The sequence below is a fragment of the Burkholderia sp. IT-111MI5 genome (assembly GCF_949752865.1).
GTDB lineage: Bacteria > Pseudomonadota > Gammaproteobacteria > Burkholderiales > Burkholderiaceae > Burkholderia > Burkholderia pyrrocinia_C.
Genome location: NZ_CATKIF010000073.1, coordinates 1 through 14,306 on the forward strand (window position 1 = coordinate 1; position 14,306 = coordinate 14,306).

Sequence of the window (14,306 nt, forward strand, 5' to 3'; positions counted from 1 at the left end):
TCAGCGGCGGAAATGCGGGGACGGCCAAGCAATGGCAGCGCAGTCGGAGCCAGAGCCGGAGTGCCGAAGGCATCGATTTGCGCAGCTACCGTTCTCGAGCGATCCGCAGTTCTGCGCCGCTGAATTTTTCAGGTGTCTTCTTCTACGCATCGTATCGATGCACCTTCAGCCGGTGCTTAGCGCACTTCGGCACATTCAAAGGTGATGTTGTAATGGTCGCTGATGGGCGACGTTCATCGATGATGCTCGATAAATGGCGTGTTTCTGCGAAAGACATCCATCCTCCCATGCTTCGCCTCGACCTGTCCGAGGACGTCACTCGGCGAGCGCAGCACGAAACCGTCCCCGAAATCTATGCGCATAAAGTCCATTCGTGTGACATGAGTCGGCGAAGCGAAGGTAAAGCCCTTCAGGGTAATATCGCCATTCGCCCCCGATCCCGGTGCTTGTCTGCACCTATTGGCGGTCGGTGTTTTCCGCATTCCGTCTCCTGCACCGTTCATGACTGACAGCTCTGCCCAAGGTGGTCGGACGACCGACTTCTTGCCGTACCTCGTCGCCGCAACGTTCTTCATGGAGTACCTCGATACGACCGTGATCGCGACCGCGCTGCCGCAAATGGCGCATTCGTTCGGCGTCGGGCCGAATGCGCTGAGCCTTGGGATGACGGCCTACATGCTTGCGCTTGCAGTGTTCATCCCGATCAGCGGTTGGATCGCGGATCGATATGGATCGCGCACCGTGTTCGCCAGCGCGATCGTCGTCTTTACGGGCGCGTCGGTGCTGTGCGGGCTGTCCGATGGCGTGGTGACGTTCACGGCTGCGCGGCTGCTGCAGGGTGTCGGCGGGGCGATGATGGTGCCGGTCGGACGGATGATCGTCGTGCGCAGCACCGAGAAAGCAAAGCTGATGCGTGCGATCGCGACGATCACGTGGCCGGGCATCGTCGCGCCCGTCGTCGGGCCGCCGATCGGCGGCTTCATCACCACCTATGCGTCCTGGCGATGGATCTTCCTGTTGAACGTCCCGTTCGGCATCGCCGCGCTCGTCTGTACCTGGCTGATCGTCCGGAACACGCGGACCGCCGAGCAGCGGCCGCTCGACTGGGTCGGCTTCGTGCTGGCCGGCGGAGCACTGACCTGTCTGTTGATCGGTACCGAGGCGGCCGGCCAGCAGGATGTCCACTTCACACGCGCGGCCGTCCTGGTGGGCGCGAGCGTGTTGTTCGGCGTGGCCGCGTGGCTGCATGCGCGGCGTTGCGTGCATCCGCTGCTCGATTTCACAACGCTGAAGGTGCCGACGTTCTCGGTGACCGTGATTACAGGCTCGATCACGCGGATGGCGATCAACGCCGTGCCGTACCTGCTGCCGCTGCTGTTTCAGATCGGTTTCGGGCTGTCGCCGTTCCAGTCCGGTTTGCTGCTGCTCGCGAGTGCGCTCGGCAATCTCGGCATGAAGGCGGGAACGTCGTGGATCCTCGACCGCTACGGTTTCCGGCGCGTCGCGCTCGTCGACGTGACGCTCGTCGGCATCTTCATGATCGTATGCGGCTGGCTGACCGCATCGACGCCGCTGACGATCACGCTGTTCGTCGTGTTCGTCTACGGGCTGACGCGGTCGATGCAGTTCACGACGCTCGCGACGCTGGCCTATGCGGATATCCCGGCTCACCAGACGAGCGCGGCCAGCACGTTGTGGAGCGCTGCGCAACAAATGACGATCGGGATGGGGATCGCGTTCGGCGCGTTGTCGCTGCGGCTCGCGGCGTTGGTGCGTGGCGATGTGGCCGGCATGCATTACGTGCTCGACGATTTCCGCTGGGCATTCGTCGCAGCGGGCGTGCTCGCACTGCTGACGTTGCCGGGCTACGCGCGATTGGCCTCCGATGCAGGCGATCGGCTGCGGGCGAATGTGGCGCGAGGGTAGGACGGACTGCTAATCGCGTTTGTGTCGCGACAGGTGAGTGTTTTGGTTTCCTGTCGCTCGCCAGCAACGTCGAATCGTCTTGGCTGGGATGACCTGACGGGGAGCGAAAGCTGTCATCCGTCAAAGTGGACGAGCGGGCAGATCGCGCGGCGATGCGTGGCCGTAACGTCCGCGGAACGATTACACGCGACTGGCGTGACAGACGCGCGGTGTTTACCGCGCGAACCCGTCGGCGTGATCAACCGCACGACCATATCGCGCTCGTCCCGATTACCGTCACTGCGCATCATGGAAGATGATGCCGACCGTGTGGCGATGGCCGCTTCTGATCCGGCTTACGCCGTGGCGCAGATTGACGCGATAGACGCCGCGCGTTCCCTGCACGGGCCTGCCGTGCACGGCGAAGATCACTGCGTCGCCTTGCGTCAGCGGCACCACTTCCGCACGCGACTGCATGCGTGGCCGCTGTTCCGTCAACACGAATTCCCCTCCGGTGAAATCGCGGCCCGGCGCCGACAGCAGGATCGCGACCTGCAGCGGAAACACGTGCTCGCCATACAGGTCCTGATGGAGGCAGTTGTAGTCGTCGGCACCGTATTGCAGGATCAGCGGCGTCGGTCGTGTCTGTCCCGCCGCGTGGCAGCGATCGAGGAAGGTCGCATGGTCTTTCGGATAGCGAACGTCGATCCCGAGTGCCTGGTTCCAGCGATTCGCGATCGGCGCGAGATGCGGATAGATCGTCGCACGCAACTCGGCGACGATCGCAGGCAGCGGATAGGCGAAATACTTGTATTCGCCGCGCCCGAATCCGTGTCGCGCCATCACGATGCGTGAACGATAGAGCGCATCCCGCGCATAGAGCGATGCGAGCGCATCGCACTCGCTTGCCGAGATCAGGCCCGGCACGCGCGCAGATCCGTAGCGATCGAGTTCGGCATCGACGGTCGTCCAGTCGACTGTGTCGACGCGTTGCGCGATGTCCAGCGATTCGACGGCAGGTTGCAGATCGGCGATGTTCACGGGCGTACCTCGTTTGTCAGTAGTGTGGCGCCGTGCGGTCGCGCGGAATACTCAGGAAACATCGCGTGCGCGGTTGAGTCCACGATAAAAGTTGATGAACCCAGTCTAGCGACGTTCCTGCGCCGGCGCGCTCCAGATCTTGCGCTCCAATTCGGAAAAGGAAGAGGGGGAAAGCCGCGACGTGGCATGGGCGCACGCGAATGTGTCGACGTCGGAGCACGGAAGCGAAGAAGCGAGGGTCGAATCTTCAACAGCAGGCGGCCGGCTTCCGCCGGCCACCCGCAGTGGCCCCGATCAGGCCAGCGACCGGAACAACCAGTAGAGCCCGCCCGCAAGTGCGATCGACGCCGGCAGCGTCAGCACCCACGCGAGTACGAGGCTGCGCACCGTGCTCCATTGCAACCCGGACCCGTTCGCCGCCATCGTGCCCGCGACGCCCGACGACAGCACGTGTGTCGTCGAAACGGGCAGCCCGTACACGTCGGCGGCGCCGATCGTCAGCATCGCGACGAGTTCGGCCGACGCGCCCTGTCCGTACGTCAAATGCTGTTTGCCGATTTTCTCGCCGACGGTCACGACGATCCGCTTCCAGCCGACCATCGTGCCGAGGCCCAGTGCGATCGCAACGGCGACCTTCACCCAGGTCGGAATGAACTTGGTCGCGTGGTCGAGCTGCTTGCGATAGTTGTCGATCGCGAGCTTGTCGTCGGCGGCAAGCGCGGGCTGGCCCGACTTCTCGATCAGGCGAATTGCTTCGGATACCAGATACATCGTGTTGCGCACGTTGTCGACGTCGCGCTGCGGCACGGCTGCCATCGAGCCCGACGTGCCGACCGCGGTCGCGAGCGATGTCGACAACTGCTGTACGGCCGGCAGCACGGCGGGCGTCAGCTCGCGACGCTGCACGTAGTGCTCGACGTCGGCGCGCGGGTTCGCGGACGGCGCGACGCCATTCGTGTATTTCCCGAACGTCGCGGCGGCCTGGTTCGCGACCGCAACGAAGGTTTGCGATTCGGCAGGCGTAACGGCCTTGTTCAGCGCATACGCGGTCGGCACCGTGCCGATCAGGATCAGCATGATGAGGCCCATCCCTTTCTGCCCGTCGTTCGAACCGTGCGCGAACGACACGCCCGTGCAGGTCAGGATCAGCAGGCAGCGAATCCAGAACGGCGGCGGCTGATCCTTCGGCGGCTCCTTGTACAGCTCGGGAATCCGCACGACGGCCTTCAGCACGAGCAGCAGCAGCGACGCGCACAGGAAGCCGACGATCGGCGAGAGCAGCAGCGACTTGCCGACGCCGAGCGCCTGGCCCCAGTCGACGCCGCTCGTGCCCGACGGCCCGTGCATCAACTGGTTCATCAGCCCGACGCCGATGATCGAGCCGATCAGCGTATGCGAGCTCGACGAAGGCAACCCGAAATACCATGTCGCGAGGTTCCAGACGATTGCGGCGATCAGCAGCGCGAACACCATCGCGAAGCCCGCGCCGCTGCCGACCTGCAGGATCAGCTCGACAGGCAGCAACTGCAGGATGCCGAACGCGACTGCGCCGCTCGAAACCATCACGCCGAGGAAGTTCCACATGCCGGACCAGATCACCGCGACGTTCGGCGTCAGCGAGTGCGTATAGATCACGGTGGCGACCGCGTTCGCGGTGTCGTGGAAACCGTTGACGAATTCGAAGCCGAGCGCGATCAGCAGCGCGGCGCCGAGCATCAGGTACGGGAATAGCGATCCTTCGCGGACCGGCGACAGATCGTCGATCAGGTGCGTGGCGATATAGACGGCGCCGATCGCGAGCACCAGCAGGAAGAAGGCATAGCCGACCTGCCGGTTGCGCTCGAAGGAGCCGCGATTGTTCGCGGCGGACGAAGCAGGTTGATTCATGACGGTATCTCGTGAGGGAACCGCGTCCGATCCTAGCCGCGGGCAGCAGTCAGTTTGATGACAATCGGGATGACGAACGGGTTGTCTTACGGCGGCGTAAGGTGAACGTCGGCATGCGACCGAGATGCGACACGTCGGCCCGTATCGTGGCTCACATAGTGAACACGACACGGCTGGGACTTACGCATCGGTGTCGCGCCGATCGTCGTTCGTCATCAACGCCCAGCCGTGCGGCGACGCAACGAAGGTCGTGCACGACAGCGGCGCGACGTCGATGCGGGTTGCAGCGTCGGGATCCATCCGCAGTGCGTGTGCGACGGCCGCGCGAACGATCGCCGCATGCGTGATCGCGACGATGTCGCGGCCGGGCGGCAGCGCGTTCAACCATGCTCCGACGCGGCGAACGGCGGCTTCGAACGATTCGCCGCCGTGCGGCGACGCAGACGGATCGGCGATCCATGCGCCCAGTTCGTCCGGCAGGTCGCGCGCGAGGTCGTGCAGCCGCTTGCCGCGCCAGTTTCCGTAGTCGATGTCGCGCAGCGCGTCGTCGACGTCGGCATGCAGCCCGAGCGCATCGGCGGTCTGCCGCGCGCAGCACGCGGGGCTGCACAGCACGAGCGAGCCGGCGACGCCTGTCCACCGGGCGCGCAGCGCAGCGGCGTCCGCGAGCCCGTGTGCGTCGAGCAGATCGTCGTCGGGAAACGCGCCGGTGCGCATCGCCCGGGTCGATGCGTGTGCGATCAGGCGCAGCGAGGCATGCATGTTCATGTCGGTTTTCGGATGGGCCGGGGCGGGTGTGCGGTCGTCCGCGACCTTCACTTCAATACGCGGACTTTCGCGCGTACAATTCGCCCGATACGAAACGCGGAAGCCGGTGCAATTCCGGCGCGGTCGCGCCACTGTAACCGGGGAATCCCGATCCCGGAAGCCAGACCTGCCTTCGTACCCATCCAACATTTGTCGGGGCGCGATTCCCCTGAGGTGCATCCATGAGCGAAGCAGTGCTGAAGCCGGTTGTCGTGCCGGCACCCATCCCCGTCCGTGAACTGTTGCCGTGGGCCGTGTTCGTCGGCCTGATGCTGCTGCTCGCACTCTATTTCGTCGGCGCGGAACAAGGCGCGACGTCGCTCGTGCCGGGCATGTACGTGCACGAATTCGTCCACGACGGCCGCCATCTGCTCGGCTTTCCCTGCCACTGACGCGGAGTACACGATGGTCGGAAAGCTGCTCATGCGCGGGATGCTCGCAGGCATCGCCGCGGGCCTCCTCACGTTCGGTTTCGCGAAAATCGTCGGCGAACCGCAAGTCGATCAGGCGATTTCCTTTGAAGAAAAGCTCGAGGCCGCCAAAGGCGACGTGCCGGAGCACGAGCACGAGCTGGTCAGCCGCGACACGCAGGCCGGCCTCGGCCTGTTGACGGGTGTCGTGACCTACGGCGCGGCATTCGGCGGGCTGTTCTCGCTGGTCTTTGCGTATGCATACGGGCGAGGCGGCCGCCTTCCGGCACGGCCGCTGGCCGCGTGGCTTGCGCTGGCGGCATTCGTCGCGCTCGTGATCGTGCCGAACATCAAGTACCCGGCCAATCCGCCGTCGGTCGGCGATCCCGACACGATCGGCCATCGCACGGGCCTGTTCTTCCTGATGATCGCGATCTCGATCGCGACGATGGCGTTCTCGGTCAGCGTGCGCCGCCATCTGCTGGCGAAGCTCGGCCAATGGAATGCGTCGATCGTCGCGGGGCTCGTGTTCATCGCGATCATCGCGGCCGTGCAGTTCGGACTGCCGTCGATCAACGAAGTGCCGGCCGGGTTCCCGGCCGACGTGCTGTGGAAGTTCCGCGTCGCGGCCATCGGCATGCAGGCGATCATGTGGACGACGATCGGCCTGCTGTTCGGCGCTTGGGTCGAGCGCGGCGAACGCATCGGCATGCGCGCCGCCTGACGCGCATTGCAACGGGGCGCGCCTAGCGCAGCATGCGCGGCGCGCTCCACGTCGATTCGCGCGCCAGCGCGACGAACGCGGCCAGATAGTCGATCGATGCGTCCGCTTCGCGGATGCCGAGGAAGATCTGCTTCGCGATCCCCTGCTTGCCGAGCTTGACCGGCACGACCGGCATCCGGTCCGCGTATTCGTCGGCGAGCCATCTCGGCAACGCGGCCACGCCGCGCCCGCTCGCGACCATCTGCAGCATGATGTCGGTCGTCTCGATCGACTTGTGGCGCCTCGGCACGATGCCGGCCGGCGTCAGGAACTGGTTGTAGATGTCGAGCCGGTCGGTTTCGACCGGATAGGTAATCAGGATCTCGTCGGTCAGTTGCTCGGGCGTCACGTAATCGGCATTTGCGAACCGGTGTGAGTCGGCGACCACCAGCACCTGCTCGTAGTCGAACACGGGATCGAAGCGCAGGCCCGGCTTGTTCAGCGGATCGGGCGTGACGAGCACGTCGATGTCATAGCCGAACAGCGCACCGATGCCGCCGAACTGGAAGCGCTGCTTCACGTCCACGTCGACGTCGGGCCAGCGCGACAGATACGGCGACACGACCTTCAGCAGCCACTGATAGCACGGGTGGCACTCCATCCCGATGCGCAGCGTGCCGCGCTCGCCCTTCGCGTACTGCCTCATCCGCTCCTCGGCGAGCTCGAACTGCGGCAGCAGCCGGTTCGCGAGCTTCAGCAGATAGTGCCCGCCCTGCGTGAGCCGCAGGCCGCGGCCTTCACGATCCCAGATCGGCGTGCCGAGCTGCTGCTCGATTTTCCGGACGGTGTGGCTGAGCGCCGACTGCGTGAGATGCAGCGCATTGGCGGCTGCGGTCAGCGAGCCCTGGCGCTCGACTTCACGAATGACGACGAGATGGAATCGTTCCAGCATGGATATCGCTCGCGCTACGGATGCATGAGTGAATTTAATGGATGAATGAAATAATGCCATTTTATTTCATGGTTTGAAATCCCTATCATGGCTGCCGGATCTTCTATTTCATCTGGACGGCAGCTTCATGGTCAGGACACACAACCTCGGTTTTCCGCGCATCGGCGCGAAGCGCGAACTCAAGTTCGGTCTCGAGCGCTACTGGAAGGGCGAATCGTCGCGCGACGAGCTGAAGGCGCTCGGCGCCGAATTGCGCCAGCGCCACTGGAACGAACAGCGCGATCTCGATCTCGCGCCGATCGGCGATTTCGCGTTCTACGACCAGGTGCTCGACATGAGCTTCATGCTCGGCAACCTGCCCAAGCGCGTGCAGGCTTTCCACGGCGACGTGCTCGACAACTATTTCCGTGTTGCGCGCGGCCGTTCGGCGCAGTCGGCGCAAGAGCATGCGGCGTGCTGCGGTGGCGTCGCGGCCGGTGAAATGACGAAATGGTTCGACACGAACTATCACTACATCGTGCCGGAATTCCACGCGGACACGAACTTCTCGCTCGACCCGTCGCGCCTGCTGCAGCAACTGGCCGAGGCGAACGCGCAGGGCGTGAATGCCAAGCCGGTGATCATCGGCCCCGTCACGTATCTGTGGCTCGGCAAGGCGAAGGACGATTCCGATCGTCTCGCGCTGCTGCCGAAGCTGCTGCCCGTGTACGGCGCGCTGCTCGACACGCTGACCGCGCAGGGCGTCGAATGGGTGCAGATCGACGAACCGATTCTCGTCACCGAGCTCGACGCCGAATGGCGGCAGGCGTTCCGCACTGCTTATGCGGTGCTGGAGACGCGTCGCGTCAAGCTGCTGCTTGCCACGTACTTCGGCCAGCTTCAGGACAACCTGACGCTCGCGAGCTCGCTGCCGGTCGACGGGCTGCATGTCGACGCGATCAATGCACGCGACGAAATCGACGCTCTGGTGCGCGAGCTGCCGGCCGAGCGCGTGCTGTCGGTCGGCGCGATCAACGGCCGCAACATCTGGAAGACGGACCTGAACGCGACGCTCGACTGGCTCGAGCCGCTCGCGAAGCAACTGGGCGATCGCCTGTGGCTCGCGCCGTCGTGCTCGCTGCTGCACGTGCCGGTCGATCTCGCGAGCGAGGAGAAGCTCGACGCGGAGATCCGTTCGTGGCTCGCGTTCGCGCTGCAGAAGCTCGACGAGCTGAAGGTGCTCGCGACCGCGCTGAACGAAGGCCGCGACAAGGTGGCCGATGCGCTTGCCGCGAACGCCGCCGCGATCGATTCGCGCCGCCGCTCGCCGCGCGTGAACAACCCGGCGGTGAAGGCTGCGATCGCACGCATCGACGCGCAGCTCGGCAACCGCGTGAGCCCGTATACGCAGCGTGCACCGAAGCAGTCGGCGCGACTGAACCTGCCGGCCTTCCCGACGACGACGATCGGCTCGTTCCCGCAGACCGCCGAAATCCGCCAGGCGCGCAGCCAGTTCAAGGCAGGTGCGCTCGATGAAGCCGGCTATCGCATGGCGATGAAGGCTGAAATCGAACGCAGCGTCCGCGAACAGGAGTCGCTCGAGCTCGACGTGCTCGTGCACGGCGAAGCCGAGCGCAACGACATGGTCGAATACTTCGGCGAGCAGCTCGACGGCTACGCGTTCAGCCAGTTCGGCTGGGTGCAGTCATACGGTTCGCGCTGCGTGAAGCCGCCGATCCTGTTCGGCGACATCAGCCGCCCGAAGGCGATGACGGTCGAATGGATCGCGTACGCGCAGTCGCTGACGAACAAGCCGATGAAGGGCATGCTGACCGGCCCCGTGACGATCCTGAACTGGTCGTTCGTGCGCGACGACCAGCCGCGCTCGGTGTCGTGCTACCAGCTCGCGCTCGCGATCCGCGACGAAGTGCTCGATCTCGAGAAGGCCGGCGTGCGCGTGATCCAGATCGACGAGGCCGCGCTGCGCGAAGGGCTGCCGCTGCGCCGCGCGCAATGGAGCGAGTACCTGAAGTGGGCGGTCGAGTCGTTCCGCATCACCGCGAACGGCGTGCAGGACGATACGCAGATCCACACGCACATGTGCTATTCGGAGTTCAACGACATCATCGCGTCGATCGCCGACATGGACGCGGACGTGATCACGATCGAGACGTCGCGCTCGGACATGGAGCTGCTCGACGCGTTCGACAGCTTCAGGTATCCGAACGAGATCGGGCCGGGCGTGTACGACATCCATTCGCCGAACATCCCGACGCAGGATCACATCGTCGGCCTGATGAAGAAGGCGGCCGAGCGGATTCCGGCGGAGCGTCTGTGGGTGAATCCGGATTGCGGCCTGAAGACGCGCCAGTGGGCGGAAGTGATTCCGGCGCTGACGAACATGGTCGCGGCGGCGAAGGCGCTGCGCAGCCAGGTGCAATAGCAAGCGCTGCGCCTGTCGCGACGACTGCGTCCGTCCGCACGGCCGGTTCTGCAGCGGGTTCGGCGACAAGCGCAACGCGATGCTCACCGTGCGCTCGGCCTTTCGGCGGGGAAATGAAAAAGGGCGGCGTGGTTGCGCCGCCCCTTGCATGCGACGACCGGGCAGGCGAGTGAAGCAGCCTGCCCGTTGCGGACGTTACGCGGTGCGCGCGCCGCGCGGCAGCGGCTCGTTCGCCTTGCCGGGCGCACCCGCATCGTCGATGCCGACGCGGCGCGAGATCAGCCACACGCACAGCGAAGACAGGATCGCGGCACTCGTATACTGGATCGCGAGCGGCCACCATTGCGGCGCGACGTTCTGCGCGATGATGGTCGCGACGAGCGGCGTGAGGCCGCCGGCGAGCGCGCCGCACACCTGGTATGCGATCGAGATCGCCGTATAGCGGATCCGCGCGACGAAGATGCCGCTGACGAAGCCCGCGACCACCGAGTAGTAGCCCGATTCCGCGAGCGTCGCGAGGCCGACGCCGACCGTGATCGACAGCGGCGTGCCCATGTGCACAAGCGGCAGCATCACGAACGGGACGATCGCGGCCCATGCGCCGGTGATCAGCAGCACGCGCGTGGTGCCGAAACGCTGCGCGAGGAATGCAGCGGCGAGTTGCACGACGAACTGCAGCACCGCGACGATCGCCATGCAATGCAGCACCATCGACCGGTCGAGCGACAGGAACTGCGTCGCATAGCTGATCATGAAGATGTTGCTGAAATACACACCGGCGATGCCGTACACGTTCGCGCCGATCGCGAGCAGCAGCAGCGGCCAGTACTTGAGCGCTTCGCGCAGCGGGTTTTGCGCGGTGTTGCCGCTCTTCCTGACTTCCTCGAACTCGGGCGACTCGGACACGCTCGCGCGGATCACGAAGCCGACCACCAGCAGCACGGCGCTCGCGAGGAACGGCACGCGCCAGCCCCAGCTCATCATGTCGTCCTTCGACAGCGTGCTGATCGCGCCGAACGCGAGCATCGACAGGATCAGGCCGCTCGCGCTGCCGAGCTGCGCGAACGACGCGAAGAACGTGCGCTTGCCTTCGGGCGCATGCTCGCCGGCGAGCAGCACCGCGCCGCCCCATTCGCCGCCGACTGCGATGCCTTGCAGCACGCGCATCAGCACGAGCAGGATCGGCGCGATCACACCGGCTTGCGCATGGGTCGGCAGCAGGCCGATCGCGACCGTCGACACGGCCATCAGCATCAGCGTCGCGAGCAGCGAGCGCTTGCGGCCGAAGCGGTCGCCGAGATAGCCGAACATCACGCCGCCGAGCGGCCGCGCGAAGAAGCCGACCGCGAACGAGCCGAACGATGCGAGCAGGCTGACGAAGCGGTTTTCGCCGGGAAAGAACAGCGGCCCGAACACGATGGCGGCGGCGGTCGCGTAGCTATAGAAGTCGTACCACTCGATCGTGGTGCCGACGAACGAAGCGAGCGCCGCCCGCTTCGGTTGCTTGACGGAAGTCCCCATCTTTGTGTGTGCTCCTCTGGAATCCTCTGATTTGGAATAGGTGGCGGCGCGGGATCAGTCGCGGTACTTGACGCCCGGCAGCACGCACAGCAGCTCGTACGCGAGGTTCGCGCCGAGCAGCGCGGTGGTGCCGAACGGGTCGTACGGCGGCGCGACCTCGACGAGATCGCAGCCGACGATGTTCAGCCCCTTCGCGCCGCGGATGATCTCGAGCGCCTGCGGCACCGTGAGGCCCGCGATTTCCGGCGTACCGGTGCCCGGCGCGTAGGCCGGATCGATGCCATCGATGTCGAAGCTGATGTAGACGGGTGTGTCGCCGACTCGGGCGCGCACTTCTTCCATCAGCGGCGCAAGCGACTTGTTCCAGCATTCCTCGGCCTGGACGACGCGGAAGCCCTGCTCGCGGCACCAGTCGAAATCCTCGGCCGCGTAACCGGTGCCGCGCAGGCCGATCTGCGTGACCTTGTCGCCGTGCAGCAGGCCTTCCTCGACCGCGCGGCGGAACGGCGTGCCGTGCGCGATCTTTTCGCCCATCATCGTGTCGTTCACGTCGGCATGCGCATCGACGTGGATCAATGCAACCTTGCCGTGCTTGCGGTGGATCGCGCGCAGGATCGGCAGCGCGATCGTATGGTCGCCGCCGAGCGTGATCGGCTTGCAGTCGTGCTCGAGGATCGCGTCGTACGCGGCTTCGATACGCGCGATGGAATCGTGCAGGTTGTAGGGATTGATCGCGACGTCGCCGATGTCGGCGACCTGCAGCGAATCGAACGGCGCGGCGCGCGTGGCCATGTTGTACGGGCGCAGCAGCACGGATTCGGTGCGGATCTGGCGCGGGCCGAAGCGCGCGCCGGTGCGATTGGACGTGCCGAGGTCGAACGGCACGCCGACGAAGCATGCGTCGAGGCCTTCGGCGCTCGCCACGTGCGGCAGGCGCATCATCGTCGCGATGCCGCCGCAGCGCGGCATTTCATTGCCGCCGAGCGGCTGGAAATGGGTGTGGTCGTTCATGGGGCGCCTCTTCCGATGTGGGGTTGCCGTATCATTCGACGCGGCTTGGCGCACAGTTTTACGCGCTCCGCCGGGAAAGAAGAATGCGAAGATATCGACGTTAACATCGATCTTCATCGATGTATGGAAGGGGAAGAGCGTGCTGGGGAATCTGTCGACCCTCGATCTGCGGTTGATCCGCGTGTTTCTCGCGGTCACGGACGCGGGCGGCGTATCGGCCGCGCAGGCCGTGCTGAACGTCGGGCAGTCGACGATCAGCGCGCAGCTGGCGTCGCTCGAGACGCGGCTCGGCTACCGGCTCTGCGAGCGCGGCCGCAGCGGTTTCCGGCTCACGCCGAAGGGCGAACGGTTCCATGCGATGAGCCGCAAGCTGCTCGCGGCGCTCGATGAATTCGGGATGGCCGCGCGGCACATGGACCGCCAGCTGGTCGGCACGCTGAACATCGGCCTGATCGGCCATACGCCGGTGAGCCAGAACGCGCGGATCGCCGAGGCGATCGCCGCGTTCCGCACGCGCGACGAGGCCGTGCGCTTCTCGATCTCCGTGCGCGCGCCGGGCGATCTCGAGGAGAAGCTGCTGAGCGACGAGATCCAGATCGCGGTCGGCTACTTCTGGCACCGCGTGCCGTCGCTGCACTACACGCCGCTGTTCATCGAGCGCCAGGTCGCGTATTGCGGCCGCGGCCATCCGCTGTTCGACGGCGCCGGCACGCTGACGCCGGCCGACGTCGCGGGCTTCGAATGGGCGTGGCGCTCGTATCCGCTGCCGGAAGCGCAACTGTCGACGACGCCCGACCGCGTGACCGCGACCGCCGACAACATGGAGGCGGTCGCGCTGCTGATCCTGTCCGGCCACCACCTCGGCTACCTGCCGCAGCACTTCGCGGCGCCGTACGTCGCGCAGGGGCTGCTCGCGCCGCTCAATCCGGAGCAACTGCGCTACGACGTGACGTTCCACATGGTCGTCGCGCGCAACGGGCGCGGTGATCCGCTCGTGGAGGCGTTTCTCGAGGATCTCGAACGCGCGCACCAGGCGCCGGACATCGCGTGACGCCGGCGCCGCCGGCAATGTGAACGAGCGTTACATCGGCGCGGACCGCCGCGCGCATCACGGCACCGGCAACCCCGCGTCGTGCTTCACCTCGCGCAGCGACAGCGCCGATTCGATCGACGTCACGCCGGGCAGCATCCGCAGCGAGTCGCGCAGGAACGTGCCGTAGTCGTCGAGGTTGCGCGCGACCACCTGCAGCAGGTAGTCGGCCGTGCCCGCGACGTTGTGGCACGCGAGGATCCGCTCGATGCCCAGCACTTCCCGTTCGAACCGGTCGGCGACCTTGCGGTCGTGCGTCGCGAACCGCACCAGCACGAACGCGACGACGCCGAAGCCGAGCGCCTGGCGCGACAGTTGCGCGCGGTAGCGCTCGATGTAGCCGTCGCTTTCGAGACGTTTGAGGCGCCGCGCGCAAGGCGTCTCGGACAGGCCGACGGATTCGGCGAGACGCGCGATCGGCACGCGGCCGTCGCGCTGCACCGCAGCGAGGATCGCGCGATCGGTTTTGTCGAGTTCGGTCATATTGGCGGAATCCTTGTTCTGATTTTGAGATTGTGGCGGATTCCGCTATGAATCGCCAATTCAGGGCCAAAGAT

13 protein-coding genes and 1 riboswitch are annotated in these 14,306 nt (G+C 65.5%); of the genes, 6 read left to right on the forward strand and 7 right to left on the reverse strand.

Annotated features, from left to right (window positions below):
* A partial coding sequence (locus ACM6JT_RS34495) for a hypothetical protein (protein ID WP_414858141.1) occupies positions 1–509 on the forward strand: 509 nt, incomplete at its 5' end.
* Positions 502–1,926 (forward strand): DHA2 family efflux MFS transporter permease subunit, encoded by a 1,425-nt coding sequence (locus ACM6JT_RS34500; RefSeq protein WP_414858142.1) that lies wholly within the window; start codon positions 502–504, stop codon positions 1,924–1,926. The genes ACM6JT_RS34495 and ACM6JT_RS34500, both read left to right, overlap by 8 nt.
* Positions 1,927–2,202: 276 nt before the next feature.
* Here the strand turns inward: ACM6JT_RS34500 and ACM6JT_RS34505 are convergent, their stop codons facing one another.
* From ACM6JT_RS34505 to ACM6JT_RS34515, 3 genes are all read right to left on the reverse strand, one after another.
* Positions 2,203–2,946: a 2OG-Fe(II) oxygenase gene (locus tag ACM6JT_RS34505; RefSeq protein ID WP_414858143.1), complete on the reverse strand. Its 744-nt coding sequence runs from the start codon at positions 2,944–2,946 to the stop codon at positions 2,203–2,205.
* Positions 2,947–3,240: 294 nt separating this feature from the next.
* Entirely contained in the window at positions 3,241–4,833 is a 1,593-nt protein-coding gene (locus tag ACM6JT_RS34510) for an inorganic phosphate transporter (RefSeq protein ID WP_105393479.1), read from the reverse strand.
* A gap of 180 nt (positions 4,834–5,013) precedes the next feature.
* Positions 5,014–5,601, reverse strand: coding sequence for a histidine phosphatase family protein (locus tag ACM6JT_RS34515; RefSeq protein WP_414858144.1), 588 nt, complete (start codon positions 5,599–5,601; stop codon positions 5,014–5,016).
* A gap of 52 nt (positions 5,602–5,653) precedes the next feature.
* Positions 5,654–5,790: riboswitch (cobalamin riboswitch) on the forward strand.
* A 32-nt stretch (positions 5,791–5,822) separates the two neighbouring features.
* Between ACM6JT_RS34515 and ACM6JT_RS34520 the strand changes: the two genes are divergently transcribed.
* Positions 5,823–6,032 (forward strand): CbtB domain-containing protein, encoded by a 210-nt coding sequence (locus tag ACM6JT_RS34520; RefSeq protein WP_034184976.1) that lies wholly within the window; start codon positions 5,823–5,825, stop codon positions 6,030–6,032.
* A 13-nt stretch (positions 6,033–6,045) separates the two neighbouring features.
* On the forward strand, positions 6,046–6,774 hold the full coding sequence (locus ACM6JT_RS34525) for a CbtA family protein (protein ID WP_414858145.1): 729 nt from the start codon (positions 6,046–6,048) through the stop codon (positions 6,772–6,774).
* Positions 6,775–6,796: 22 nt separating this feature from the next.
* Here ACM6JT_RS34525 and ACM6JT_RS34530 read toward each other — a convergent pair whose 3' ends face one another.
* Entirely contained in the window at positions 6,797–7,705 is a 909-nt protein-coding gene (locus tag ACM6JT_RS34530) for a LysR family transcriptional regulator (protein WP_034184974.1), read from the reverse strand.
* Between the two features lie 127 nt (positions 7,706–7,832).
* Here ACM6JT_RS34530 and metE point away from each other — a divergent pair, with 127 nt between their 5' ends.
* Positions 7,833–10,127 (forward strand): 5-methyltetrahydropteroyltriglutamate--homocysteine S-methyltransferase, encoded by a 2,295-nt coding sequence (gene metE / locus ACM6JT_RS34535; RefSeq protein WP_414858146.1) that lies wholly within the window; start codon positions 7,833–7,835, stop codon positions 10,125–10,127.
* Positions 10,128–10,322: 195 nt separating this feature from the next.
* Here metE and ACM6JT_RS34540 read toward each other — a convergent pair whose 3' ends face one another.
* Both ACM6JT_RS34540 and speB read right to left on the reverse strand, forming a co-directional pair.
* On the reverse strand, positions 10,323–11,648 hold the full coding sequence (locus ACM6JT_RS34540; protein ID WP_414858147.1) for an MFS transporter: 1,326 nt from the start codon (positions 11,646–11,648) through the stop codon (positions 10,323–10,325).
* 54 nt (positions 11,649–11,702) lie between these two features.
* Positions 11,703–12,659 carry an agmatinase gene (gene speB, locus ACM6JT_RS34545; RefSeq protein ID WP_034180920.1) on the reverse strand — a complete coding sequence of 319 codons (957 nt, stop codon included), beginning with the start codon at positions 12,657–12,659 and terminating at the stop codon, positions 11,703–11,705.
* Positions 12,660–12,798: 139 nt separating this feature from the next.
* On the opposite strand from speB, the gene ACM6JT_RS34550 reads away from it, so the two are divergent.
* Positions 12,799–13,710 carry a LysR family transcriptional regulator gene (locus ACM6JT_RS34550; RefSeq protein WP_034180919.1) on the forward strand — a complete coding sequence of 304 codons (912 nt, stop codon included), beginning with the start codon at positions 12,799–12,801 and terminating at the stop codon, positions 13,708–13,710.
* A 57-nt stretch (positions 13,711–13,767) separates the two neighbouring features.
* On the opposite strand, the gene ACM6JT_RS34555 is transcribed toward ACM6JT_RS34550, so the two are convergent.
* Positions 13,768–14,232 carry an Lrp/AsnC family transcriptional regulator gene (locus ACM6JT_RS34555; protein ID WP_414858148.1) on the reverse strand — a complete coding sequence of 155 codons (465 nt, stop codon included), beginning with the start codon at positions 14,230–14,232 and terminating at the stop codon, positions 13,768–13,770.
* Positions 14,233–14,306: the final 74 nt, after the last annotated feature.

Bases quoted from the DNA above. Each gene is read 5' to 3' on its own strand.
- ACM6JT_RS34500 (WP_414858142.1), top strand. From the start codon at position 502: ATGACTGACAGCTCTGCCCAAGGTGGTCGGACGACCGACTTCTTGCCG.
- ACM6JT_RS34510 (WP_105393479.1), bottom strand. From the start codon at position 4,833: ATGAATCAACCTGCTTCGTCCGCCGCGAACAATCGCGGCTCCTTCGAG.
- ACM6JT_RS34515 (WP_414858144.1), bottom strand. From the start codon at position 5,601: ATGAACATGCATGCCTCGCTGCGCCTGATCGCACACGCATCGACCCGG.
- ACM6JT_RS34520 (WP_034184976.1), top strand. From the start codon at position 5,823: ATGAGCGAAGCAGTGCTGAAGCCGGTTGTCGTGCCGGCACCCATCCCC.
- ACM6JT_RS34525 (WP_414858145.1), top strand. From the start codon at position 6,046: ATGGTCGGAAAGCTGCTCATGCGCGGGATGCTCGCAGGCATCGCCGCG.
- ACM6JT_RS34530 (WP_034184974.1), bottom strand. From the start codon at position 7,705: ATGCTGGAACGATTCCATCTCGTCGTCATTCGTGAAGTCGAGCGCCAG.
- metE (WP_414858146.1), top strand. From the start codon at position 7,833: ATGGTCAGGACACACAACCTCGGTTTTCCGCGCATCGGCGCGAAGCGC.
- ACM6JT_RS34540 (WP_414858147.1), bottom strand. From the start codon at position 11,648: ATGGGGACTTCCGTCAAGCAACCGAAGCGGGCGGCGCTCGCTTCGTTC.
- speB (WP_034180920.1), bottom strand. From the start codon at position 12,659: ATGAACGACCACACCCATTTCCAGCCGCTCGGCGGCAATGAAATGCCG.
- ACM6JT_RS34555 (WP_414858148.1), bottom strand. From the start codon at position 14,232: ATGACCGAACTCGACAAAACCGATCGCGCGATCCTCGCTGCGGTGCAG.